At 73.7% G+C, this 22879-nt stretch carries 20 protein-coding genes; 8 read left to right on the top strand and 12 right to left on the bottom strand.

Annotation, left to right across the window (positions count from 1 at the left end; all coding sequences use genetic code 11):
- Nucleotides 1–8: 8 nt before the first annotated feature.
- On the bottom strand, nt 9–1196 hold the full coding sequence (locus tag AB5970_RS01200) for a pyridoxal phosphate-dependent aminotransferase (protein WP_370502069.1): 1188 nt from the start codon (nt 1194–1196) through the stop codon (nt 9–11).
- A 56-nt stretch (nt 1197–1252) separates the two neighbouring features.
- Nucleotides 1253–1426: a YegP family protein gene (locus tag AB5970_RS01195; RefSeq protein WP_370502068.1), complete on the bottom strand. Its 174-nt coding sequence runs from the start codon at nt 1424–1426 to the stop codon at nt 1253–1255.
- 102 nt (nt 1427–1528) lie between these two features.
- On the opposite strand from AB5970_RS01195, the gene AB5970_RS01190 reads away from it, so the two are divergent.
- Complete coding sequence (locus AB5970_RS01190; RefSeq protein WP_370502067.1) at nt 1529–2524, top strand: magnesium and cobalt transport protein CorA; 996 nt, start codon at nt 1529–1531, stop codon at nt 2522–2524.
- On the opposite strand, the gene AB5970_RS01185 is transcribed toward AB5970_RS01190, so the two are convergent.
- Together AB5970_RS01185 and AB5970_RS01180 are read right to left on the bottom strand one after the other, a co-directional pair.
- Complete coding sequence (locus AB5970_RS01185) at nt 2521–3003, bottom strand: glutathione peroxidase (protein ID WP_370502066.1); 483 nt, start codon at nt 3001–3003, stop codon at nt 2521–2523. The two genes, AB5970_RS01190 and AB5970_RS01185, sit on opposite strands and share 4 nt — an antisense overlap.
- A gap of 7 nt (nt 3004–3010) precedes the next feature.
- The gene (locus AB5970_RS01180; RefSeq protein ID WP_370502065.1) at nt 3011–3502 is read right to left on the bottom strand and encodes a low molecular weight protein-tyrosine-phosphatase; all 492 of its coding nucleotides are present in this window, start codon (nt 3500–3502) and stop codon (nt 3011–3013) included.
- Nucleotides 3503–3564: 62 nt separating this feature from the next.
- Between AB5970_RS01180 and AB5970_RS01175 the strand changes: the two genes are divergently transcribed.
- The 4 genes from AB5970_RS01175 to AB5970_RS01160 all read left to right on the top strand — a co-directional run bounded on the left by AB5970_RS01175 (nt 3565) and on the right by AB5970_RS01160 (nt 7275).
- Nucleotides 3565–4491: an NADP-dependent oxidoreductase gene (locus AB5970_RS01175; protein ID WP_370502064.1), complete on the top strand. Its 927-nt coding sequence runs from the start codon at nt 3565–3567 to the stop codon at nt 4489–4491.
- A 120-nt stretch (nt 4492–4611) separates the two neighbouring features.
- Nucleotides 4612–5274: a PadR family transcriptional regulator gene (locus AB5970_RS01170; RefSeq protein ID WP_370502063.1), complete on the top strand. Its 663-nt coding sequence runs from the start codon at nt 4612–4614 to the stop codon at nt 5272–5274.
- Between the two features lie 172 nt (nt 5275–5446).
- Complete coding sequence (locus AB5970_RS01165) at nt 5447–6460, top strand: ABC transporter ATP-binding protein (protein ID WP_370502062.1); 1014 nt, start codon at nt 5447–5449, stop codon at nt 6458–6460.
- On the top strand, nt 6457–7275 hold the full coding sequence (locus tag AB5970_RS01160; protein ID WP_370502061.1) for an ABC transporter permease: 819 nt from the start codon (nt 6457–6459) through the stop codon (nt 7273–7275). Before AB5970_RS01165 ends, AB5970_RS01160 begins: the two co-directional genes overlap by 4 nt.
- Before the next feature lie 185 nt (nt 7276–7460).
- Here the strand turns inward: AB5970_RS01160 and AB5970_RS01155 are convergent, their stop codons facing one another.
- Both AB5970_RS01155 and map read right to left on the bottom strand, forming a co-directional pair.
- Complete coding sequence (locus AB5970_RS01155) at nt 7461–8978, bottom strand: CoA-acylating methylmalonate-semialdehyde dehydrogenase (protein WP_370502060.1); 1518 nt, start codon at nt 8976–8978, stop codon at nt 7461–7463.
- Between the two features lie 351 nt (nt 8979–9329).
- Complete coding sequence (map, locus tag AB5970_RS01150; RefSeq protein ID WP_370502059.1) at nt 9330–10094, bottom strand: type I methionyl aminopeptidase; 765 nt, start codon at nt 10092–10094, stop codon at nt 9330–9332.
- A 330-nt stretch (nt 10095–10424) separates the two neighbouring features.
- On the opposite strand from map, the gene AB5970_RS01145 reads away from it, so the two are divergent.
- Nucleotides 10425–11192, top strand: a complete 768-nt coding sequence (locus AB5970_RS01145) for a VOC family protein (protein ID WP_370502058.1) — start codon at nt 10425–10427, stop codon at nt 11190–11192.
- Here the strand turns inward: AB5970_RS01145 and AB5970_RS01140 are convergent.
- Genes AB5970_RS01140 through aceA form a run of 3 tightly spaced genes read right to left on the bottom strand, consistent with a single transcriptional unit; the run spans nt 11189 to nt 15048 of the window.
- On the bottom strand, nt 11189–11989 hold the full coding sequence (locus AB5970_RS01140; protein ID WP_370502057.1) for an SDR family oxidoreductase: 801 nt from the start codon (nt 11987–11989) through the stop codon (nt 11189–11191). The two genes, AB5970_RS01145 and AB5970_RS01140, sit on opposite strands and share 4 nt — an antisense overlap.
- Nucleotides 11990–12046: 57 nt before the next feature.
- Nucleotides 12047–13690, bottom strand: coding sequence for a malate synthase A (aceB, locus tag AB5970_RS01135; RefSeq protein ID WP_370502056.1), 1644 nt, complete (start codon nt 13688–13690; stop codon nt 12047–12049).
- A gap of 59 nt (nt 13691–13749) precedes the next feature.
- The gene (gene aceA, locus AB5970_RS01130) at nt 13750–15048 is read right to left on the bottom strand and encodes an isocitrate lyase (RefSeq protein ID WP_370502055.1); all 1299 of its coding nucleotides are present in this window, start codon (nt 15046–15048) and stop codon (nt 13750–13752) included.
- Between the two features lie 151 nt (nt 15049–15199).
- Here aceA and AB5970_RS01125 point away from each other — a divergent pair, with 151 nt between their 5' ends.
- The gene (locus tag AB5970_RS01125) at nt 15200–16651 is read left to right on the top strand and encodes a helix-turn-helix domain-containing protein (protein ID WP_370502054.1); all 1452 of its coding nucleotides are present in this window, start codon (nt 15200–15202) and stop codon (nt 16649–16651) included.
- A 7-nt stretch (nt 16652–16658) separates the two neighbouring features.
- On the opposite strand, the gene AB5970_RS01120 is transcribed toward AB5970_RS01125, so the two are convergent.
- Nucleotides 16659–17027: a hypothetical protein gene (locus tag AB5970_RS01120; protein ID WP_370502053.1), complete on the bottom strand. Its 369-nt coding sequence runs from the start codon at nt 17025–17027 to the stop codon at nt 16659–16661.
- Nucleotides 17028–17219: 192 nt separating this feature from the next.
- On the opposite strand from AB5970_RS01120, the gene AB5970_RS01115 reads away from it, so the two are divergent.
- A complete protein-coding gene (locus tag AB5970_RS01115) occupies nt 17220–17654 on the top strand; it encodes a contact-dependent growth inhibition system immunity protein (protein ID WP_370502052.1) in 435 nt (144 codons plus the stop codon).
- 3 nt (nt 17655–17657) lie between these two features.
- On the opposite strand, the gene AB5970_RS01110 is transcribed toward AB5970_RS01115, so the two are convergent.
- Both AB5970_RS01110 and AB5970_RS01105 read right to left on the bottom strand, forming a co-directional pair.
- A complete protein-coding gene (locus tag AB5970_RS01110) occupies nt 17658–18224 on the bottom strand; it encodes a hypothetical protein (protein ID WP_370502051.1) in 567 nt (188 codons plus the stop codon).
- Nucleotides 18225–18294: 70 nt separating this feature from the next.
- Complete coding sequence (locus tag AB5970_RS01105) at nt 18295–22782, bottom strand: beta strand repeat-containing protein (RefSeq protein WP_370502050.1); 4488 nt, start codon at nt 22780–22782, stop codon at nt 18295–18297.
- Nucleotides 22783–22879 lie beyond the last annotated feature (97 nt).

Below are 22879 nucleotides of genomic sequence, written 5' to 3'. Positions count from 1 at the left end.
GATCCAACCTACGTCGAGACGGGCGGATCGATGACCGCCAGCCCCGCCTGCCACGCGACGATCCGGTCCACCGCCGCGCGCACCACGTCGACCGACGACGCGAACGACAGCCGCACCCACCGCTGCCCGTCGATGGGGTCGAAGTCGGTGCCGGGCGTCAGCGCCACGCCGGCCTCGTCCAGCAGCCGCGCGCACCAGGTGATCGAGTCCAGGCCGCTCGCGGAGATGTCGGCGTACAGGTAGAACGCGCCGTCGGCCGGGGCGACGCGGGACCACCCGAGCTCGGGCAGCCGGTCGAGCAGGTGGGTCCGGGCGGCGGCGTACCGCTCGACGTTCTCCCGGGCGGCGGCGTAGCCGGCGGGGCTGAAGGCGGCGACGCCGGCGTGCTGGGCGAGCGCCGGCGGGCAGAGGGCCACGTTGCCGGCCAGGGCGCCGACGACGCCGACCAGGTCCTCCGGGAGCACCAGCCAGCCGAGCCGCCAGCCGGTCATCGCCCAGTACTTGGAGAACGAGTTCACGACGACCGCGCCGCGGTCCAGGTAGCGGGCGGCCGTCGCGGTCGCCTCGGAGCCGTAGGTGATCCCGTGGTAGATCTCGTCACTGACCAGCCGCACGCCGTGGTCCCCGCACCATCCGGCGATCGCCGCCAGCTCCTCGGGGTCGATCATGGTGCCGGTCGGGTTGGCCGGGCTGGCGATCACCAGCCCCTCGACCGGCGGGTCCAGGGCCTCGAGCTGCGCGACGGTCGGCTGGTAGCGGGTCTCCGGCCCGCACGGGATCACGACGACCTCGCACCCGAGCGCCGCGAGGATGTTGGCGTAGGCCGGGTAGCCCGGGACCGCGAGCGCGACCCGGTCGCCCACGTCGAACGCGGCGAGGAACGCGAGCAGGAAGCCGCCCGAGGAGCCGGTGGTCACGGCGACCCGGCCGGGATCCACCGGGACGTCGTACCGGTCCCGGTAGTGCTGGGCGATCGCGGCCCGCATGGCGGGCGCACCCAGGGACTCGGTGTACCCCAGGTCGCCGGTGGTCAGCAGGTCGATCGCGCGCTGCCGGACCACCTCGGAGGCGCCGGTGGACGGCTCGCCCGCGCAGAGGTTGAGGACGTCCTCGCCCGCGGCCCTGCGCGCGTTGGCCGCGGCCAGGATCTCCATCACGGCGAACGGCGGGACGTGGGCACGAGCGGCGACCTTCATGCGCCCATCGTGACGTACGGGCCCGGCGTCGGTGCCGGGTCCGTCCGCCACGTCGGTCAGCTGTTGTCGACGGTGTCGGCCCCGGCCGCGTCGGACTTGATGCGGTCGATGGCGCTCTTCGCCGACGCCTTCGCCGAGTAGCCCTCGCTCGCGGCGAGGACGTTGCCGTTGGTGGCGACGATCCGGAACCGGAACTCGCCCGCCTTGTCCTTGTAGATCTCGAACTTCACGCCAGCCTCCGAGGGTGTCTTCCGCGGTGCCGTCGGCGTGCGTCGGCGGCACCGCCAGTCTGTCGCGCCGCGCGGGATACCGCTCGGTCTAGCCTTCGACTCGTGATCGTGGACTGCGCTCTCTACTCCTCCGGCCGCCGGCGCCACCGGATCGACGACCTGCGCACCGCGCTGCGTCAGGCCGAGAAGGAGGACGGCTTCGTCTGGATCGGGCTGGTCTCGCCCACCGCCGACGAGTTCGACCAGCTGGCCGAGGGCTTCGACCTGCCCGAGCTGGCCATCGAGGACGCCATCGCGTCCCACCAGCGCCCCAAGCTCGAGCACTACGGCGGGGTGACGTTCGCCGTGGTGAAGCCCGTGCACTACGTCGACCACGTCGAGGTGGTCGAGGTCAGCGAGCTCGCGATCTTCCTGGGCGACCGCTACGTCATCGTGGTCCGGCACGGCGACACGACGATCCCCGCGCAGGTCCGCGCCGCGCTCGAGGCCGACCCCGAGATGCTCCAGCACGGCCCGCCGGCGGTGCTGCACGGGATCCTCGACAAGGTCGTCGACCAGTACCTCGACGTCACGGCCGCGATCGACGAGGACCTCGACGAGATCGAGGACCAGGTGTTCGGCGACGACCCGGGCAGCGACCACGCCGAGCGGATCTACAAGCTCAAGCGCGAGGTGCAGCAGTTCCGGCGGGCCGTCGTGCCGCTCGTCCTGCCGCTGACCCGGCTGGCCGAGGAGCAGGTGCCCTGCGTCCCGAGCTACTCGCGGCCGTACTTCCGCGACGTCCAGGACCATGCGCTGCGGGCCGCGGAGCTCATCGAGGCCGCCGACGCGCTGCTCACCGGCGTCATGCAGGCCGACCTGGCGCAGGTGACCGTCGAGCAGAACCGCGTGACGGTCCAGCAGAACTCCGACATGCGCAAGATCTCCGCGTGGGCCGCGATCGCGCTGGTGCCCACCGCGATCACCGGGCTCTACGGCATGAACTTCGACAACATCCCGGCCCTGCACACCCGGTTCGGGTTCTGGGTGGTGCTCGCCGGCATCGGTGCCGTCTGCTTCGCGCTGTACCGCGCGTTCCGCCGCAACCTCTGGCTCTAGGCGGGCAGGGACGCCTCGATCAGGCCGACGATCTCGACGGCGTCCGGCTCGGTGTGCGGGCGGAACCGGTGCACCGACCCGTCCGGGGTGACGACGAACTTCTCGAAGTTCCAGGTGACCCGGCCGGCCTTGCCCGAGGCGTCCGGCGTCTTGGTCAGCTCGGCGTACAGCGGGTGCTGGTGCCGGCCGTTGACCTTGGTCTTCTCGAACATCGGGAACGTGACGCCCCACGTGGTCGAGCAGTACTCGGCGATGGCCTCCTGCGAGCCCAGCTCCTGCAGGAACTGGTTGCTGGGGAAGCCGAGGACCGTGAACCCGCGGTCGCCGTACGTCTTCTGGAGCTGCTCGAGCTTCTCGTACTGCGGCGCCAGGCCGCACCGCGAGGCGACGTTGACCACGAGCCTCACCTTGCCCGCGTAGGCGCCGAACGTGGTGGGCTCGCCCGTGAGGGTGGTCAGCGGGATCTCGTCGAGGGACATGCCTCGGTCAACCATTCTGCGCCAGGCGCGCATTCCCCAGCTCGGCGCGCACGTGCTCGACGACGCCGTCGGCGGCGGCCTCGATCTGCGCGAGGCAGTCCTCGAAGTCGTCGGGACCGCCGTACCACGGGTCGGCGACGTCGAGGTCGCCGACGGCGTCCGGGTCGAACGAGCGGAACAGCACGGGCTCGACCGCCAGCCGCCGCAGGGCCCTGGCGTGGGCGTTCGTCATGGCCAGCACGAGGTCCCGCTGGTCACCGCGCTCGACCTGTCGCGCCCGGTGCCCGTCGCCCGCCGGGTACCCGTGGCGCTCGAGCACCGCCCGGGCGCGGCGGTCGACCGGGTTCCCGCGCTCCTCGTCGCTGGTGCCCGCGGAGTCGACCACCACCTGGTCGGCCAGGCCGGCGGCGGCGAACCGCTCGCGCAGCACGATCTCGGCCATCGGGGAGCGGCAGATGTTGCCGGTGCAGACGACCATGACGGTGTACGGGGTGGGCATCCGCCCATGATCTGCGACGGACGTCACGAAACACCACTCGGCGGACGTGGGTTGTGCGAAGCATGCGAGCCATCACCTACTCCCGCTACGGCGGCCCCGACGTCCTCGAGCTCACCGACCTGCCGACCCCCAAAGTGGGCCCGGACAGCGTCCTGGTGCGCGTCCACGCCGCCTCGGTCAACCCGGTCGACTGGAAGGTCCGCGCCGGCTACCTCGACCCGATCATGGACATCACGTTCCCGGCGGTGCCCGGCTGGGACGTCGCCGGCGTGGTCGAGCGCGTCGGCCTGGACACGCCCGAGCTCCAGGTCGGCGACGAGGTCTACGGCTACGTCCGCCGCGACTGGCTGCACGGCGGCACGTTCGCCGAGTACGTGGCCGCACCGGTGCGCACCCTGGCGCGCAAGCCGGCGAACCTCAGCTTCGAGGAGGCCGCGGCCGTCCCGCTGGCAGGGCTGACGGCATACCAGGCCATCCGTCGCGCGGGCGTCTCGGCCGGTCAGACCGTCCTCGTGCACGCGGCGGCCGGCGGCGTGGGGGCGTTCGCCGTGCAGATCGCGGTGTCGCTGGGCGCCCGCGTCATCGGCACCGCCTCGCCGCGGAACCACGAGTACCTGCGCGGGCTCGGCGCGTCGCCGGTGGAGTACGGCGACGGGCTGGTCGACCGCGTGCGCGCGCTGGCGCCCGACGGCGTCGACGTCGTGCTGGACTTCGGCGGCGACGACCTGGTCGAGACGACGAAGGCCCTCCTGGCGGACGGCGGCACGGTCGCGTCGATCGTCGAGGCAGCGGCGCGCGACGAGCTGGGCGGCCAGTACGTGTGGGTGCGCCCGAGCACCGAGGACCTCGAGGCGCTCACGGCGCTGATCGAGGCCGGCACGGTGCGCGTCGACGTGGCCGAGGTGTTCGAGCTCGCCGACGCCGCCGCCGCGCACGAGGCGAGCCAGACCGGTCACGTCCGCGGCAAGGTCGTCGTCCGCGTCGCCTGACCTGCCCGTCCGTCACGGCCCGCGTCCTCTCGCAGGACGCGGGCCGTCGTGCTTGGCAAACGCGTAATAGTCGAGATATATTCTGGTTCGAACATTCGGAGTCGGACGCAGGAGGGCACCATGGCAGCGCGCAGCCGCAACAACCCCCTGGCCCTGGCCGTGCTCGCGCTGCTGTGGGAACGTCCGATGCACCCGTACGAGATGTCGATGACCCTGCGCGAGCGGCGCAAGGACGAGTCGGTGCGGCTGAACTTCGGGTCGCTCTACTCGGTGGTCGACTCGCTGGTGAAGCACGGGCTGATCGAGGCGTCGTCCACCGAACGGGACGGCAACCGCCCGACGCGCACGGTGTACCGGATCACGGACGCGGGCGCGACGGAGGCCATCGACTGGCTGACCGACCTGGTCCGCACGCCGGTCAAGGAGTTCCCGCAGTTCGAGGCCGCGCTCTCGTTCCTGCCCCTGCTCGGGCCTGACGACGTCGTCCGGCTGCTCCGGCTGCGCCTCGGGTCGCTCGAGCGGCAGGTCGCCGGGATCGAGGCGACGCTCGCGGACGCCGCGGCGATGGGACTGCCGGCGATCTTCTCGCTCGAGAGCGAGTACGAGGTCGCGATGGTCCGCGCCGAGCTCGCGTTCGTCACCACGCTCGCCACGAGCATCGCGGACGGGTCGTTCGAGGGCGTCGAGCTGTGGCGCGACCTGCACACCCGGGCCACCGAGCACGGCCGTCTCGACCCCGACGAGCTCGCGGAGGCGCTCGCGCCGTACCTCAGCCCTCCGTGACGAGAAAGGTCGGCCCAGGTGCTGGAACACCCGGGCCGACCACCACGAACCGACCGGGACCCGTGAGGGCACCTGTGCGATCCGCCGCACGAATCAGCATAGGTGGCAGCTCGGTCGGACCACCCGCCGTCCTGACCCGAGGGACAGACGGCACGACCGAGAAGGCGGCACCATGCCGACAGCACCCGTGGTCGAAGCGCTCGACCTCGTCAAGACCTACCCCGGCGGCCGCGGCCGACCGGACGTCCGGGCCCTCGACGGCCTCACGCTGACCATCCCCGGCGGCACCGTGCACGGCCTGCTGGGCCCCAACGGCGCCGGCAAGTCCACGACGACGAAGGTGCTCACCACCCTCGCGCGCGCCACCACCGGCACCGCCCGCGTGGCCGGCCACGACGTCGTCCGTGACTCCGACGCCGTCCGCCGCCGGATCGGCTACGTCTCGCAGGGCACCGGCGCCGACCCGCTGCTCAGCCCGCGGGAGAACCTCGTCATGGCCGCTCGCCTGCGGGGGCTCTCGCGGTCCGCGTCGTCGGCCCGCGCCGCCGCGCTGGTCGACCGGTTCGGGCTCGCCGACGCCGCCGACCGGGGCGCCGGCACGCTCTCGGGCGGCACGCGTCGCAAGCTCGACGTGGCGCTCGGCCTCGTCGGCACCCCGCAGGTGCTGTTCCTCGACGAGCCGACCACCGGCCTCGACCCCGAGGCGCGCGCCGCGATGTGGGAGGAGATCCGGCGGCTGGCCGGGGAGGACGCCCTGACGGTCCTGCTCACCACCCACTACCTGGAGGAGGCCGACCGGCTGGCCGACGGGCTCACGATCGTCGACCGGGGGCGCGTCGTCGCCGCCGGGTCGCCCGAGTCGCTGAAGGCCACCCTCGAGGGCGACACCGTCACGGTCGAGCTGGTCGAGCCGTCCGCCGAGCTCGTCCGGTCCGTCGCCGGCACGATCCGGGGACTGCGCGACGTCGTCGTCGACGTCGAGGGGCCCACGGGCCGGCTCGTCGCACGGACCGCGGACGGCCCGGCCGTCGTCGGCGCAGTCATCGCCGCGCTCCAGGCCGCCGGCGTGCGGCACGGGGCCGTCGCCGTCTCCCGTCCCACCCTCGACGACGTCTACCTGCGGCACGCCGGTCGCTCGTGGACGTCGGCCGACGTCGCCGTCTCCTCGAAGGAGGTCGCCCGATGAGCACGCTCACCGTCACCCGCCCCGTCGCCGCGCCCACCCGCGCGTCGTGGGTCACGCAGACCGCCGAGGTCACGCGCCGCTGGACCGTCGGCGCGATCCGTCAGCCGTGGGGGCTCGGCGTCGCGATCATCCAGCCGGTCATCTGGCTGGTCCTGTTCGGCAACGTGTTCTCGTCCGTCGGCTCGGTGCCGGGCTTCGGTGCCGACGACTACATGACGTTCCTGGTCCCGGGCATCCTCATGATGACGGTGCTCTACTCGGGCGCCTGGGCCGGGACGGGCTTCATCGACGACATCCGCTCCGGGGTGATGGACCGGATGCTCACGTCGCCGGTCTCGCGGTCGTCGCTGGTCGCCGGCCAGCTGGTGCAGCAGCTGCTGATCTGCGTCGTGCAGGGCGTCTGCGTGATCGGGATCGGCGCGCTGGCCGGCGCCCGGTACGCCGGTGGCGTCGGCGGGATGGCGCTCGCGATCGGGGCGTCGCTGCTGCTCGCGGCCGCGTTCTGCTCCCTGTCCGCGGCCGTCGCCCTGCTGGCGCGCGACCAGACCGCCCTGATCGGCATCTCGACCCTGATCGTGCTGCCGGCGACGTTCGTCTCGACCGCGCTGATGCCCGCCACGCTGCTGCCCGACTGGGTGCAGACCGCGGCCCGGTACAACCCGCTGACGTGGGCGACGGAGATCGCCCGGACCGCGATGTCGGAGTCGGTGGACTGGGGCGTCGTCGGCACCCGCAGCGCCCTGCTGCTGGCGCTGGCGACCCTGGTGGCGTGGTGGTCGGTCAGAGCGATGCGCACGTACCAGCGCTCGCTGTAACCGGCGGCCCGACGTCCGCACTCGAGGGGGCTCCGACCCGCACGAGTGCGGACGTCACCGATCCACCCCATGCAACGTCCGCACTCCGGAGGGCTCTGACCCGCACGAGTGCGGACGTTGCCAACCCACCCCACGCAACGTCCGCACTCCGACGGGCTCTAGCCCTCACGAGTGCGGACGTTGCGTCAGTGGCTGGTGGTGCGGCCGAAGTGGAACTTCGCCGACGCCGGGCTGCTCGGCCACCGGCTGGTGACCACCTTGCCGCGCGTGTAGAAGCGGACCGACTCGGGGCCGTAGATGTGGCTCTCGCCGAACAGCGAGTTCTTCCAGCCGCCGAACGAGTGCCAGCCCACCGGCACCGGGATGGGCACGTTGATGCCGATCATGCCGACGTTCACGGCCCGCTGGAACGTGCGCGCGGAGTCGCCGGACGACGTGAACAGCGCGGTCCCGTTGCCGTAGGGGTTGTCGTTGACCAGCGCGATCGCCTCGGTCAGGTCGGCGACCCGCAGCACGACGAGCACGGGCCCGAAGATCTCCTCGACGTACGCGCGCATGTCCGTGGTCACGCCGTCGAGCACAGTCGGGCCGACGAAGAACCCGTCCTCGTGACCGTCCACCGTGTGCCCGCGACCGTCGAACCGGGCGGACGCACCGTGGTCGACGGCGTCGGAGACGATCTCCTCGATGCGCAGCTGCGACGCCTTCGTGATCACGGGTCCCATGTCGCTCGCCGGGTCCGTCCCGGGCGCCACGCGGACCTTCGCCGCGGCGGCCGTGAGCCGCTCGAGCAGGGCGTCGGCCACCTCGTCGACCACCACGGCCACCGAGATCGCCATGCACCGCTCGCCCGCCGCGCCGAACGCCGCACCGGTGAGGTGCGTCGCCGCGAGGTCGAGGTCGGCGTCCGCGAGCACGACCGCGTGGTTCTTGGCGCCGCCCAGCGCCTGCACGCGCTTGCCGTGCGCCGTGGCGGTCGCGTGCACGTGCTGCGCGATCGGCGTCGAGCCGACGAAGGACACCGCGGCGATGTCGGGGTGCGTGAGCAGCGCGTCGACCGCGACCCGGTCGCCCTGCACCACCGAGAACACGCCGTCCGGCAGGCCCGCCGCCTTCCACATCCGCGCGAGGAACAGGGACGCGGACGGGTCGCGCTCGGAGGGCTTGAGCACGAACGCGTTGCCGGTCGCGATGGCCATCGGCGACATCCACAGCGGGACCATCGCGGGGAAGTTGAAGGGCGTGATCCCCGCGACGACGCCGAGCGGCTCCCGGAACGAGAACACGTCGACCCCGGTCGCCGCCTGGTCGGTGTACTCGCCCTTGAGCAGCTGCGGCATGCCGCACGCGTACTCGATGACCTCGAGCCCCCGGGCGATCTCCCCGTGCGAGTCGGCCAGCACCTTGCCGTGCTCCGCGGTGATGATCGCCGCGAGCTCCTCGGTGTGCTGGATGATCTGCTCCCGCAGCGCGAACAGCACCGCGGCCCGCTTGGCCACGGGCTCCTGCGACCAGCTCTCCGCCGCCGTGACCGCCGCCGCGACCGCGGCGTCGACGTCCGCCTGCTCCGCGAGGAGCACGCGACCCGACACCTGACCCGTGGCCGGGTTGTACACGTCCTGCGTGCGGGACCCGTCGGGCGTCGTGACCTGACCCCCGACGACGTGACCGATGAGCGGAGCGGTTTCGACGAGCGCGGACATCAGAGCCCTCTTTCGTGCCGGATCCGACGGCGTTGCCGGACCGAGCCAATCTAAGTCCGCCGTCAAGAACAGGGAACGGACCACGACGACCGCGACGTCCACGGGTCGTGCTCGGTCTCGAGACCGCTCGTCGGCTCCCAGTCCGGGGGCCCCAACCGCGTCGAGCATGTCTTTAGTGCCGTCAAGAGTGCCTTTGAGGCTACTCATGACGTTGTGGAACGTTTCACCCGTGGGACGCGGTCAGGCGGGCCGGGCTGGCGGCGGGTCGGGCCGGGGGGACGAGGCCGGGCCGGTGACGATCCGTCGGTCTGGGCACGTGGCGGGCCGGGCCAGCATCCAGCCGGCGGAGGTTCAGTCGCGGGCCGTGAGGACCAGGGGGCCGTCCGGGGTGATGGCGATCGTGTGCTCGGCGTGCGCAGCCAGGGAGCCGTCGCCGGTGCGGATGGTCCAGCCGTCGGGGTCGATGGTGTACTCGTCGCCGCCGGCCATGAACCACGGCTCGATCGCGATGACCAGGCCCGGCTTGAGCTTGAGGCCGGTGCCGGCGCGGCCGAGGTTGGGCACGTGCGGGTCCTCGTGCATGGTGCGGCCGACACCGTGCCCGCCGAAGTCGGCGTTGATCCCGTAGCCGCCGGCCCGCCCGACGGTGCCGATCGCCGACGAGATGTCGCCCATCCGCGCGCCGGCCCGGGCCGCCTTGATGCCCGCGTCGAGCGCGCGCTCGGTCGTCTGGATCAGGGCGGTGACCTCGGGAGTCTGGGTGCCGACCTGGAAGGTGAGCGCGGAGTCGGCCACCCAGCCCTGCAGCTGCGCGGCGAAGTCGATGCTCAGCACGTCGCCGTCGGCCAGCACGTAGTCGGAGGGGAGGCCGTGCAGCGCGGCGTCGTTGACGGAGGTGCACAGCACCCCGGGGTACGGCATCGCGCCGAAGGACGGGTGGTAGCCCAGGTAGACGGAGTGCGCGCCCGCCGCGTCGATCATCCGGTGCGCGTGCGTGTCCAGCTGCTTGAGCGTCATCCCCTCGCGGGCGACGTCACGCAGGGAGGACAGGACGCCGGCGACGAACTTGCCGGCGGGACGCATCTGGTTGATCTGAGCGGGGTTCTTGAGTGCCACGGCTCCACCCTGCCACGAGATGGGCAGGCAACAGCCCGTGGGCTGGTTCCCCTGGCGGGGCCCTGCCGCGAAGGACGAGGTCGCGGCTCCCACGGGCTGCGGTGACTGCCTGTGATTCGCTCGCCGACCCGGTGGGCCTGCGGGCGGATCGACGATGCAATCCGTCCGAGTACTGACGGGCGACTAGCGGACAGTCACCTCACGCGTCCTGGAAGACTTCATGTCCTGGACCACCTCCTTCCCGTGTGCGACGACCGTACGTCCGGATCTCGACCGCGCCAAGGGGTTTTCCGGGTGGCGAACGCGGGAACAGGTGACGACGCTGGTCGCATGATCTCCGCGGTGCACGTGCTGCTGGCCAGCTCGGACCCGGCGGCCGACCGGGCGTTCCTGCGCGACGTGCTCGGCTGGTCGTCGGTCGAGGACGCGACCTCGGGGGACGGGTGGCTGATCTTCGCGCTCCCGGCGACCGAGCTCGGGGTGCATCCCGGCGACGGCGCCGACGGCGCGACGCTGCACCTCATGTGCGAGGACCTCGACGCGGCGATGGCCGACCTGGCGACGAAGGGCGTCCGCCCCCTCGAGCCGCCGCAGACCCGGGACTGGGGTGTGGTCACGCGGATCCCGCTGCCGAGCGGCGGCGTGCTCGGCCTCTACGAGCCCCGGCATGCGTCGCCGCTGACGGTCTTCGGCGGCCCGGCCGTCCGCGAGCCGAGCACTCACCACGCCGGTCTCGACTGGGCCCTCTCGACGACCGTGCTGGAGGCACGCGACGCCAACGCGCTCGCGGACTTCTACCGGCGGCTGCTGGGCTGGCGGACGATGGGCGAGGAGCCCGGCTGGGTGCTGCTGCGGCCGGCCGCCGGCGGCACCGGGGTGGCGTTCAGCTCCGACCCGCTCTACGAGCCCCCGGTGTGGCCGGCGACCACCGACCACCAGCAGATGATGGAGCACCTGGACATCTGGGTGAACGACATGCCGCGGGGCGTCGAGCACGCGCTGGCACAGGGCGCGACGCTCGCCGGGTTCCAGCCGCAGGACGCCGTCCGCGTCATGCTCGACCCGGCCGGCCACCCGTTCTGCCTGTTCGAGAGCTAGGGCCGTCCGACGCCCGCCGACCCGGCCCGCGTGCCGATCCACTCGGCAAAGGTGACCAGCCCGACCGCGTGCTCGGGAGCGAGGTGGCCGCCGCCGCGGAAGCCCTGGAGGGGCCCGGGCGCGGGGACCGTCCACACGGGCCGGCGCCGCCCGGTCGCCGCGAGGTACGTGCGCATCAGCTCGGCGGTGGTGAGCACCTGCGGACCGCCCAGGTCCTCCACCCGCCCCGACGGTCCCGCCGCGACCAGCTCCGCGAGCCGCGCCGCCACCTCGCGCACGTCGATCGGCTGGTCGCTCAGCCCGGCCGGGGCCAGCGCGACCGGTCCGCGGGAGAGGTAGTCCAGCAGGGTCGCGACGAACTCGTGGAACTGCGTCGCCCGCAGCGTGGTCCAGGGCACGCCGCCGTCCTCGACGATCTCCTCCACCCGCCGCTTGGCCTTGTAGTACGCGAGCGGGACCTGGTCGACGCCGACGATCGAGATGTAGACCAGGTGCGGCACGTGCGCTGCCCGGGCCGCGAGCAGCAGCTGCACGGCGGCCTCGAGGTCGCGGTCGGGCTTGCGGGGGTCGCTCGCGCAGTGCACCACGGCGCTCACCCGGTCGACCGCCGCGCGCAGCCCGTGCCCGGTGACCAGGTCGCCCACCACCCACCCGACCGCGTCGGGGACGGCCGGCGTCCGGTCCCGGCGGCTGAGCACGCGCACCGCGCGTCCCTGGTCGAGCAGCGTGTGCACCAGCGCCCGGCCCAGGGTCCCGGTCCCGCCGGTGACCAGCACCGGGCGTTCGTCGTCGGCCATGCCCGCCATCCTGGCGCACGAGGCGGCCCCAGGTCTCGTGACCCGGGGCCGCCTGCGTCACTCGTGCGCGACGAGGAACTGCGTGTACGCGGGCACCGTGAGGAAGGTGGGAAAGTCCTCCGCCAGGGCGACCTGCCGGAACAGGTCGGCGGCGTCGTCGTACCGGTCGCCGTCCCACCGGGGCAGTCCCCCGAGCACGTCGGCCAGGACCTTCTCGACCAGTGCGGCGTCGATCCGCGTGCCCTCGGCGGTCACCACCTCCTGGTGCACCCATTGCCACACCTGCGAGCGCGAGATCTCGGCCGTCGCGGCGTCCTCCATGAGGTGGTCGATGGCCACCGCGCCGATGCCCCGCAGCCACGCCTCGAGGTACCGGACGCCCACCGACACGTTGCCGCGCAGCCCGGCGTCGGTGACGGCCCCGGGCTCGCCGCCGCCGGCCGACGGGATGTCGAGCAGGTCCACGGCGGTGACGTGCACGTCCTCCCGGAGCCGGTGCCGCTGGTCGATGCGCTCGCCGAGCGCCTCGTCGAACACCGCGCGGGCCACCGGGACGAGGTCGGGGTGGGCCACCCAGGTGCCGTCGTACCCCTGCCCGGCCTCGCGCTGCTTGTCTGCCCTGACCTGCGCCAACGCCGTGTCGGTGACCTCCGGGTCGCGGCGGTCCGGGATGAACGCGCTCATGCCGCCGATGGCTTGCGCGCCCCGCTTGTGGCAGGTGGCGACGAGCAGCTCGGTGTACGCCTTCATGAACGGGACCGTCATCGTCACCCTGCCGCGGTCGGGCAGGACGAAGCGCGGCCCGCGAGCGCGGAAGTTCTTGATGACGCTGAAGATGTAGTCCCAGCGACCGGCGTTCAGGCCGGCGCAGTGGTCGCGCAGCTCGTAGAGGATCTCCTCCATCTCGAAAGCGGCCGTGATGGTCTCGATGAGGACCGTCGCGCGGATGGTGCCGTACCGCAGGCCCAGGTACGTCTCGGTGAACCGGAAGACCTCGTCCCAGAGGCGTGCCTCCAGGTGACCCTCCAGCTTGGGCAGGTAGAGGTACGGGCCGCGGCCGGAGTCGATGAGGGCCTGCGCGTTGTGGAACAGGTACAGGCCGGCGTCGACCAGGCTCGCCGACGCCGCGCAGACCTGACCGGCCCGGTCCGTGAACTCCAGGTGCTTCTCGGTCAGGTGCCAGCCGCGGGGTCGGAACACGATCGTCGGGGTGGTCGTCCCGACGCGGTACTCCTTGCCCTCGGGGCTCGTGAAGTCGACCTGGCCGCGGATCGCGTCGAACAGGCTGTGCTGCCCGCCGATCACGTTGGCCCACGTCGGGCTCGTGGCGTCCTCCATGTCGGCCAGCCAGACCTTGGCGCCGCTGTTCAGCGCGTTGACCGTCATCTTGCGGTCGGTGGGGCCGGTGATCTCGACGCGTCGGTCCTCCAGCCCGGGCCCGGGGCCGGCCACCCGCCAGGTGGGGTCGGCACGGATGCCGGCTGTCAGGGGCAGGAAGTCCGGGTCGGCGCCGTTGGAGAACCGCGTCCGGCGGTGCTGGCGGCCCAGCAGCAGGTCGTGACGCCGGCCGGAGAACCGGACGTGCAGGTCGGTGAGGAAGTCGATCGCCTCAGAGGTGAGGATCTGGTCGGTCCCGGCGACGGACGGCCCGGTCGGCGACAGGTGGGGTCGGATCAGCGGCGGGGGGATGGTGATGGTCATGGCGAGCTCCTCGGGTGCTGGGCCGCGAGCTCGGCGCGGAGCACCGAGTTCGCGGGGTGTCAGTGGGTGAACTGGGCCGTCTCCGTCGAGCCGGCGAGCGCGAGGGTGGCGCTCTCGGGACTGATCGCGGTGGCGACGCGGTCGAAGTAGCCGGTGCCGACCTCGCGCTGGTGGCGCGTGGCGGTGTAGCCGTCGGACTCGGAGGCGATCTCGGCCTCCTGCAGCTCGACGTACGCGCTCATGCCGCGCTCGGCGTAGCCGCGGGCCAGCGAGAACATCGAGTGGTTCAGGGCGTGGAACCCGGCCAGGGTGATGAACTGGAAGACGTACCCGTGGCCGGCGAGCTCCCGCTGGAACCGCGCGATCTGCAGGTCGTCCAGCTGCGAGCGCCAGTGGAACGACGGCGAGCAGTTGTAGGCCAGGAGCTTGCCCGGGAACCGGTCGTGGATCCGCTCGGCGAACTCGATGGCCAGCGCGGCGTCGGGCGTCGACGTCTCGACCCAGATGAGGTCGGAGTGCGGCGCGTACGCCTCGGCGCGCGCGACGACCGGGTCCAGGCCCGGCCGCACCCGGTAGTAGCCCTCGGCCGTGCGCTCGCCGGTGAGGAACGGCTCGTCGCGCGGGTCGACGTCCGACGTCAGCAGGTCCGCACCCAGGGCGTCCGTGCGGGCGACGACGACCGTCGGCACCCCGGCGACGTCGGCCGCGAGCCGCGCGGCGGACAGGGTCCGCACGTGCTGCGACGTCGGCACCAGCACCTTGCCGCCCAGGTGGCCGCACTTCTTCTCGGCCGCCAGCTGGTCCTCCCAGTGCACGCCGGCCGCGCCCGCGGAGATCATCGAGTGCATCAGCTCGTAGGCGTTGAGCGGGCCGCCGAACCCCGCCTCGGCGTCGGCGACGATCGGCGCGAGCCACTCGCGGGTGCGGCGGCCGGTCTCGGCGAACTCGATCTGGTCGGCGCGCAGCAGCGCGTTGTTGATCCGGCGCACGACCGACGGCACCGAGTTGGCCGGGTACAGCGACTGGTCCGGGTACGTCTGGCCCGACAGGTTGGCGTCGGCGGCGACCTGCCAGCCGGACAGGTAGATGGCCTCGAGCCCGGCCCGCACCTGCTGCACGGCCTGGTTGCCGGTCAGCGCGCCCAGCGCGGGCAGGAGCGTCCGGGAGTGCAGGAGCTCCCAGAGGCGCTCGGCGCCCCGGCGGGCGAGCGTGCTCTCCTCGCGGACGGAGCCGCGGAGGGCGACGACGTCCTCGGCCGTGTGGGTGCGGCGGATGCCGGCCCAGCGCGGGTCGAGGTCCCAGCTCGCCGCGAGCTCGGCCGCGGTCTGCGTCTGGTCGCCGTGCCTGGTGGTGCTCATGGTGTCCTCCGTCATTGGGGCGTTCTTCTCGGCCCTTCGGCCTGACCTCGACTTTCCTCGGGGTTCGGCGGTTCTTCCCTCGTGATTGCCGCAGAAGATCGGCAATCCTTCTCCTGGACAGAAGCGCAGGCGCCGGGCGAGGGTGGACGGCATGACGACGACGGCCAACGGCGGCCTCGACACGCTCGTGCTGGGACGACGGATCCGGCACCTGCGCACGGGCCGGAACATGACGCTCGACGACCTCGGCGCGGCCATCGGCCGCGCGCCCTCGCAGGTCTCGATGCTGGAGAACGGTCACCGCGAGCCCAAGCTCTCGCTGCTGGCGCAGGTGGCGGAGGCGCTCGACGTCCCGCTGGCCGAGCTGCTGCGCACCGAGCCGCCCACCCGGCGCGCGGCCCTGGAGGTCGAGCTCGAGCGCGCCCAGCGCGGGCCGCTGTTCGCGTCGCTCGGCGTCTCGCCGGTCAAGGTCGGCCGGTCGCTGCCCGCCGACGCCCTGGAGGCCCTGGTCCGCCTGCAGGCCGAGATCCAGCGCCTGCTCATGGAGAACGCAGCCACCCCCGAGGAGGCCCGCCGCGCCAACGCCGAGCTGCGGATCCGCATGCGCGCGCAGGACAACTACTTCCCGGAGCTCGAGGACCACGCGCGCACGCTGCTCGCGGCGATCGACCACCCGGGCGGCCCGCTGTCGCAGCGCGCGACGGCCGACATCGCCGCGCACCTCGGCTTCGCGCTGCACTACGTGCCCGACCTGCCGCACTCGACCCGGTCGGTCACCGACCTGGCGAACGGCCGCATCTACCTGCCGCAGGGCAACCCCGGCACCAGCGACGCCCGCTCACCGCTGCTGCAGGCCATCGCCAGCCACGTGCTGGGCCACGCCGAGCCCAAGGACTACGGCGACTTCCTGCGCCAGCGGGTCGAGGCGAACTACCTGGCCGCCGCGCTGATGCTGCCCGAGGACGGCGCCGTGCCGTTCCTGCAGGAGGCCAAGGCCGAGCGCCGGCTGTCGGTGGAGGACCTTCGCGACGCCTTCGCCGTGCCCTACGAGACCGCCGCGCACCGGTTCACCAACCTGGCGACGCGCCACCTCGGCATCCCCGTGCACTTCATGAAGGTCCACGAGGGCGGCACGCTGCACAAGGCCTACGAGAACGACGGCGTGAAGTTCCCGGCGGATCCGCTCGGGGCCATCGAGGGGCAGCCCGTCTGCCGGCAGTGGACCGCCCGGGTGGTGTTCACGCTGGCGGACCGGTTCTCGCCGTACTACCAGTACACCGACACCTCGTCGGGAACCTACTGGTGCACGTCCCGCGTCCAGCCGTCGTCGCAGGGCGCCTTCTCGGTCTCCGTCGGCGTGCCGTTCGCGCACGTGCGCTGGTTCCGCGGCCGGGAGACCACCGAGCGCGCAGCATCGAGGTGCCCGGACCCGATGTGCTGCCGCCAGCCCCCGCCGGACCTGGCGGAACGCTGGTCCGACAAGTCGTGGCCGAGCGCCCGCCCGCACGCGTCCCTGCTCGCCGCGCTGCCCGTCGGGGTGTTCCCCGGCGTGGACACCACCGAGGTCTACCGGTTCCTCGACCGGCACGCGCCCCGGGACTGACCCGAGGTCAGGCCGCCGCGGTGGAGGCGGCGACGCGCTCCGCGGCCCAGGACGCGACCTCGGCCGGGAAGAGGTCGCCGGGGAGCCCGGGGATGGTCGCCCACACGGTCGTGCCGTACCGGGCGTTCGCCCACGTGATCGCGTCGAGGAGCATCTCGTCCTGGTCCGCGGGGTCCTGGACGGGGAACCGTCGGGCCTTCGACACGTGCGCGACGTCCGCGACGGTCCAGCCGGACGCGCGCCAGTCGAGCGCGGCCGTCTTCGTGCGGTGGGCCAGGTAGACGCCCGGACCCACGCCCGCCGCCTGCGCCTTGGTGACCAGGTGCCACGAGTTGACCAGGCCGACGTCGAGGAGCGCGTCGTGCGCCGTGTCCATGCTGAACCTCCGAGTGCTGTTCCATCGCCGCTGGTGCCAGCATGTCGGGCCGCGACGGCGTCGACGGGGGGCCGAAGTCCCAGCCCGAGGGCCGATCCGGGCCGGCCGACCGGATCGGCCCGCGGCGGCGCATGCTGGGGGGAGACGCGCCCGCCCGCCGACGCGTCACCGAGAGCCAGGAGAGGACGTCCGATGACCGAGGTGCCCCCGGGGAGCGCGTCCCTCGGCGCGAGCACGCTCGACCAGGTGGACCCGCCCGCGTGGGGGCCAGCGCCGCAGGACGCGACCGGGCTGGTGCGCCGCGTGCACAGCCTGCGGACCGTGCCGCTGGTCGAGCTCGGCATCGACGACCTGCGTGTGCTCATCGCGCAGGACGTCGCACGCGAGACGGTGGTGCCGATCGCCGTCGGCATGCTGCGGTACCGCCCGCTGCTCGAGGGCGACCTCTACCCGGGCGACCTGCTCATGGCCGTGCTGCGTGTGCCCGAGGCGCACTGGGCCGCGCACCCGGACCAGCTCGCGGCGTTGCGTGAGGGGCTGGACCTGCTGGACCCCGACGACCCCCAGTACCCCGTGGTCGACGACGACGAGCTCGAGGCGGCGGTGGCCCGCGCCCGGTCCTGGTGACGGTCAGGCGACGGCCGAGCGCTGCTCCGCGTCGAGGGTCGCGATCGCGCGGGCCAGCCCGAGCCGGGCGGCGCGCACGTCCAGGCGGACCAGGCCCTCGATCCCGCGGTCGCGGTGCACCGCGAGCAGGGCCGGCAGCAGGTCGGCGTGCGGCACGGGCACCGTCGCCTCGAGGATCGTCTCGGTGCCCTCGGTGACCAGGTAGGACATGGCCGGGCCGAACTCGTCGGCCGGGGCGACGCGGAACCGCACCGACCCCACCTCGACCGGAGCGGGCAGCGCCTGGCCGCGCACGTGCCCGACCTCGAGCAGGTCCCGGATCGCCTTCGCGCCGTCGGCGTCGAGGCCCGCCGAGGCGTCGAGCGAGTCCAGGTCCGCGAGTACGACGCACGCCTCCGTCGGCTCGTCGGAGCCGGGGTGCCAGGAGGCGTCGACCTCGAGGGCCAGGAAGCCCCCGCTCACCGAGAACGCGTCCCGGATCAGCGCGGCGCGCTGGTCGGCCGACAGGCCGCGCATCGGGTGACGACGGGTGGTGCCGGCCGAGCCGCACGAGCACGAGAGAGTGATCATGGCTCCAGGGTGCACGCGACCACTGACAGACACGGGGAGGCAGGCCGCGGACGGCCCGCCTCCACCGACGTCACACGTCGCGGCGCCGCGCTCGCGCTCCGACCGCCGCGGCACCGCCGAGCACCAGGACGAGCCCCAGCAGACCCAGGTCGGTCGCTCCCGACCCGGTCGCCGCGAGCGCGGGCGATGCCGCCGCCACCACCCGGACGGCCGCGCTGCCGGACGCCCCCGACGACCCGACCACCACGATCGTGTGCGACCCGACGGGCGTCCCGGCCGGCACCCGGACCGTCAGCCGGACGGCACCCGTCGCGTCCGCGGTCGCGCGCGCCAGCAGCTGCGGGGTCGAGTGCAGCTCGACGTCGACGGTCTCGCCCGCGCCCAGTCCGTCGACGGTCACCGCGAGGGTGCCGCCGACCGCGACCGTGCCGGCCGACAGCGCGACGTGCACCGTGGGCAGGCCGACCACGACGAGCACGTCGGTGGTCGCCGCGGCGCCCACGCCGTTGGTCGCGGTCAGCGTGACCCGCGAGGTCCCCGCGACGAGCGGCGTCCCGACGAGCCGACCGCCGCCGGCCGCCGGCACCCACGTGACGCCCGCCGGGAGGCCGGCAGCCGTGACGACGGGGGCGGGGAAGCCGGACGCGGTGACCGGGACGCTCAGCGCGGAGCCGCGCACGACCTCGACCCGGCCGGTCGCGGCGACCGTGGCCGGGCTGACCACCCGCACGGTCCACCCGACCGTGACGGCGGGGCCGGTGCCGTTGTGCACGTCCAGCGTGACCGCGTGCGCTCCGGTGACGGTGCTGGATCCCACGAGGTGCAGGTCCCGGCCCGACTGGACCAGCGTGAGCCCGGCGGGCAGGCCGGTCGCCGTGACGACCGGCACGGGGTAGCCCGTCACCGTCGTCAGCGGCTCGTCGACCGTCGCGCCGGACAGCACCGTCGTGGTGCCGCCCGTGTCGGTGGTCGCCGCCGTCGTCGTGACCGTGATGGTCACGGGCGCGGTGTCGGTACCCGACGCGTTCGTGGCCGTGACGGTGACCGGGGCCGCGACGCCCTCGTCGGCCGCGGACGGCGACCCCGTGAAGGTGCCCGTCGCCGGGTCGAACGTCAGCCACGCGGGCAGCATTCCGACCGACAGGACCGGCGCCTCGTGCCCGTCGGCCGTGACCATCAGGGTCGAGGTCTGGCCGGCGGCGAAGGTGGCGTCGTAGGACGCCTGGCCGAGGGTCGGCGCAGAGAGCACGTCGAGCTGCACCGTCGTCGAGGCGGCCGCGCCGATGCCGTTGTCGGCGGTGAGCGTGACGGTCGAGCGCCCGGCGACCGTCGGGGTCCCGACGATCGTCCAGCCCGTCCCGCCGTCCATCAGCGAGAGCCCGGCCGGCAGCCCGGAGGCCACCAGCGTCGGCCGCGGGTAGCCGCCGGCCGTGACGACGACCGGGGCGATCGCGGCGCCCACCGGCGTGCCGACCGACGCCGGCGCGCTGACCGAGGCGGGCTCCTCGACGAGGATCTGCCAGCCGACCGATGCCGTGCCCGCCGAGCTGGCGAGCGACACGGGGACGGTGGTCGTGCCCGTGGCCGTCGGGGTCCCGACCAGCCGGAACCCGGTCCCGTCGGCGACGGCGGCGAGGCCGGCCGGCAGCGAGCCGATCGTGACCGTCGGCGCCGGGTACCCCACCGTGCCGAAGGCCGGCAGGTCCACCGCGGAGCCCAGGCGGACGTGGGTGGTCGTCGGCGCCGGTGCGAACGCGGGCTCCGAGGTGACCACGACGGTGACGGCGAGCGGGGCGCTCGATGCCCACGACGTCGCGGTGAGCTGCAGCGCGGTGGTCCCCGGGGCGGTCGGCGTCCCGACGACGGAGCCGCCCACGATGCTCAGGCCGGCGGGCAGCGCCGGGGTGGCGACCATGGTCGGCGCCGGGTACCCCGTGAGCGTGAAGGGGATCGTCGCCGACGCGCCGACCGGCAGCGTGACGGTGCTCGGGCCGCTGAGCGTGGGGACGGTCCAGACCTCCCACGCGACGTTCGCCGTGTCCGCCGCGCCGACGCCGTTGGTCGCCGTGAGGTGGGCCACGAAGGGTCCGCCCGGACCGGTCGGCGTCCCGGTCAGGCGCACCGCACCGTCGGGCGCGACCGTGAGGCTCAGCCCGGCGGGGAGCCCGGTGGCGGTGACGGTCGGCAGCGGGAAGCCGCTGACGGTGCCGACGAACGTGCCTGGGAGCGCCACCCCCGCGACGGCGTGACCGGCGGGATCGCCCACCGACAGCGCCGGCGGCGTGGTGACCCGGACGGACAGGACCGCCGCCGCCGAGCCCGAGGAGTTGGTCGCGGTCACCGTGACCGGGCCGGCGTCGCCCGCGTCGGACGCGGCTGGGGTGCCGGAGAACGTGCCGGTCGAGGGGTCGAACGTCAGCCACGCCGGCAGACCGGTGACCGTGAGGGTCGGCGCGGGGTGCCCCGCGACCTGCAGGGTCAGCGACGCCGGGACGCCCGCGCGCACCACGAGCGAGGGCGTCGGGTCGGTGAACGACGGGGCCAGGAGGCTGGTCAGGGTCACGTCCCGCGTGACGTCGGCACCCACGCCGTTCGCGGCCGTGATGCGCACCAGGGTCGTGCCGGCCTGCGTCGGCGTGCCCGTCAGCACCAGCGTGCCGGGCGTCGAGGAGTCGACCGTGACGCCGGCCGGCAGCGCCGCGAGGGTGCCGCCCGCGAGGACCTGCAGGGTGACGGTCGGCGTCGGGTAGCCCGATGCGGCGTAGGCCTGGGTCAGCGGTGTGCCCACGTGCGCGTCGACCGCGGTCGGGCCCGTGAGCAGCGGCGCCGCCTCGACCGTCCAGGCGAGGTCGACGCCGGTGCCGGCCCCGAGGGCGTTCGTCGGAACCAGGTGGGCCGTCCCCGTGCCGGCGGCGGCGCGCGTGGGCGTCCCGGCGATCGCCGTCCCGCCGCCGTCGACCACGACGCTGAGTCCGGCGGGCAGGCCGGTGGCCGTGACCGTCGGCGTCGGCGACCCGGTGAGCACGAGCGGGATGCGCGCCGCCGTGCCCGCCTCGAGCGTGGCCGCGGGCAGGGCCGCGAGCGCGGCGGGCTCGCCGACGAGCACCGCGAAGCCGTCGGACGCGGTGCCTGCGCTGCTCGCGGCGGTGACCGTCACGGACGACGAGCCGTCGGCGGAGGGGATCCCGCTGACCTGCACGCCCGTCGCGGTCCGCGTCGCGCTGAGCCCGGCGGGCAACCCGGTCACGACGACCGCCGGCGCGGGGTATCCGCCCACGGCGACGTCGACGGGGGTCATCGCGACGTCCTTGACGAGCGCCAGGTCGGCGGTGTGCGCGACCGTCGGGGGCGCCTGGACCACGACCGGCACGGTGACCGGCCGCTGCACGAAGCCGGTGTCCAGCGTGGTGCTCACGGAGTAGGTGCCGCCGGTGGTCGGTGTGCCGGTCAGCTGGAGCGCGCCGCCCACCACCTGGAGCGACGTGCCGGGCGGCAGGCCGGTGGTGGCGGTCGCGGCGGCCACGGGCGTCGAGACGACGGTGCCCAGCGCGAGGGGGCCGGCGGCGCCGACGGTGGTCGTCGGTGCCGCGGCGGGCGAGAAGGTCACCGGCGACGGGACGACGAGGCGCACGTCGCGGTCGGCGACGAGCCCGTCGGCGACCACCGCGTGCACGTGGACCGTGGTGTCGACGTACGCCGTCCCCGGATTGCCGGAGAGCGTCAGCCGGCTCTGGTGCGACCCCTTCACGCTGGAGGCGGTGAGCCACGCCGGGGCGCCGGAGACCGTAACGGTGGGCTCGGGGAAGCCGGTGACGTCGAGCGTGGTGCTGGTCGCCGTCGAGGCCGGGAACACCCACGGTCCGGCCGCGGGGATGGCCGGCATCTCGTAGGCCGGCTCGTTCATGACGAAGCCGAGGCTGGTGAACGTGACGGCCGTGGTGGTGTTCTGCAGCGTCGCGCCGATGGTCAGGCGCAGGCGCACGATCTGCGTGAGGTCGACCGAGGGCTGCTGCCAGCCCGGCGCCAGCCAGGTGACGTCGCCCGGGTACTCGGGCGTGTAGCGCACGCTGAGGAAGTTGTCCTCCTTGCCGCGCGCCAGCCCGGCGGCCGTCCCGCGCCGCCCGCTCGAGTCCTCCACCTGGATGCCGAAGCTGATGGGGTTGCCGTCCACCTGCGGCGCGATGTCCTGGTACTTCATGACGATGCGGTCGACCGTGCCGCCGTTGGTGATGTCCACGGGCAGCGCCGGGCTCCACTCCACCCAGGTGTTCGCGATCCCGCAGGCGCTGTTCCCCGCGCTGCCGCGCCCGGGCATGGTGACGCGCATCTGCCCGCCCGAGACCGTGACGGCGGACCCCTGCGACGGCTCGCAGGTGAAGTCGCTGGTCGGAGGCACCGAACGTGTGCCCATGGCGTGCCCGGCGAAGTCGTCGACGGTGAAGCCGACGGGGTCGGCCGCGGCGGCGGGAAGGGCGCCGGCGGTGAGGCCGGCCCCCAGGGCCAGCACGGTGGCGACAGCGAGTGCCGCGCTCCGGCGCGGGAAGGTCAGGAAGCGCACGGAAGTCCTCAGGGTCGGCCGGATGCGGGGCACGGTCGTCAGGAACGTACGGAGCCGGACGTCCGCTCCGGAACGCGCGGCAGGCGGTCTGTCCGGA

This window comes from Cellulomonas sp. ICMP 17802 (genome assembly GCF_041295535.1).
Classification (GTDB): domain Bacteria; phylum Actinomycetota; class Actinomycetes; order Actinomycetales; family Cellulomonadaceae; genus Cellulomonas.
This window is presented reverse-complemented; position numbering and strand designations above follow the sequence as displayed.

Coding starts and splice junctions, on each gene's coding strand:
- AB5970_RS01200 (WP_370502069.1), bottom strand. CDS start 1,196: ATGAAGGTCGCCGCTCGTGCCCACGTCCCGCCGTTCGCCGTGATGGAG.
- AB5970_RS01185 (WP_370502066.1), bottom strand. CDS start 3,003: ATGTCCCTCGACGAGATCCCGCTGACCACCCTCACGGGCGAGCCCACC.
- AB5970_RS01180 (WP_370502065.1), bottom strand. CDS start 3,502: ATGCCCACCCCGTACACCGTCATGGTCGTCTGCACCGGCAACATCTGC.
- AB5970_RS01175 (WP_370502064.1), top strand. CDS start 3,565: ATGCGAGCCATCACCTACTCCCGCTACGGCGGCCCCGACGTCCTCGAG.
- AB5970_RS01170 (WP_370502063.1), top strand. CDS start 4,612: ATGGCAGCGCGCAGCCGCAACAACCCCCTGGCCCTGGCCGTGCTCGCG.
- AB5970_RS01165 (WP_370502062.1), top strand. CDS start 5,447: ATGCCGACAGCACCCGTGGTCGAAGCGCTCGACCTCGTCAAGACCTAC.
- AB5970_RS01160 (WP_370502061.1), top strand. CDS start 6,457: ATGAGCACGCTCACCGTCACCCGCCCCGTCGCCGCGCCCACCCGCGCG.
- AB5970_RS01155 (WP_370502060.1), bottom strand. CDS start 8,978: ATGTCCGCGCTCGTCGAAACCGCTCCGCTCATCGGTCACGTCGTCGGG.
- AB5970_RS01145 (WP_370502058.1), top strand. CDS start 10,425: ATGATCTCCGCGGTGCACGTGCTGCTGGCCAGCTCGGACCCGGCGGCC.
- AB5970_RS01140 (WP_370502057.1), bottom strand. CDS start 11,989: ATGGCCGACGACGAACGCCCGGTGCTGGTCACCGGCGGGACCGGGACC.
- aceB (WP_370502056.1), bottom strand. CDS start 13,690: ATGACCATCACCATCCCCCCGCCGCTGATCCGACCCCACCTGTCGCCG.
- aceA (WP_370502055.1), bottom strand. CDS start 15,048: ATGAGCACCACCAGGCACGGCGACCAGACGCAGACCGCGGCCGAGCTC.
- AB5970_RS01125 (WP_370502054.1), top strand. CDS start 15,200: ATGACGACGACGGCCAACGGCGGCCTCGACACGCTCGTGCTGGGACGA.
- AB5970_RS01120 (WP_370502053.1), bottom strand. CDS start 17,027: ATGGACACGGCGCACGACGCGCTCCTCGACGTCGGCCTGGTCAACTCG.
- AB5970_RS01115 (WP_370502052.1), top strand. CDS start 17,220: ATGACCGAGGTGCCCCCGGGGAGCGCGTCCCTCGGCGCGAGCACGCTC.
- AB5970_RS01110 (WP_370502051.1), bottom strand. CDS start 18,224: ATGATCACTCTCTCGTGCTCGTGCGGCTCGGCCGGCACCACCCGTCGT.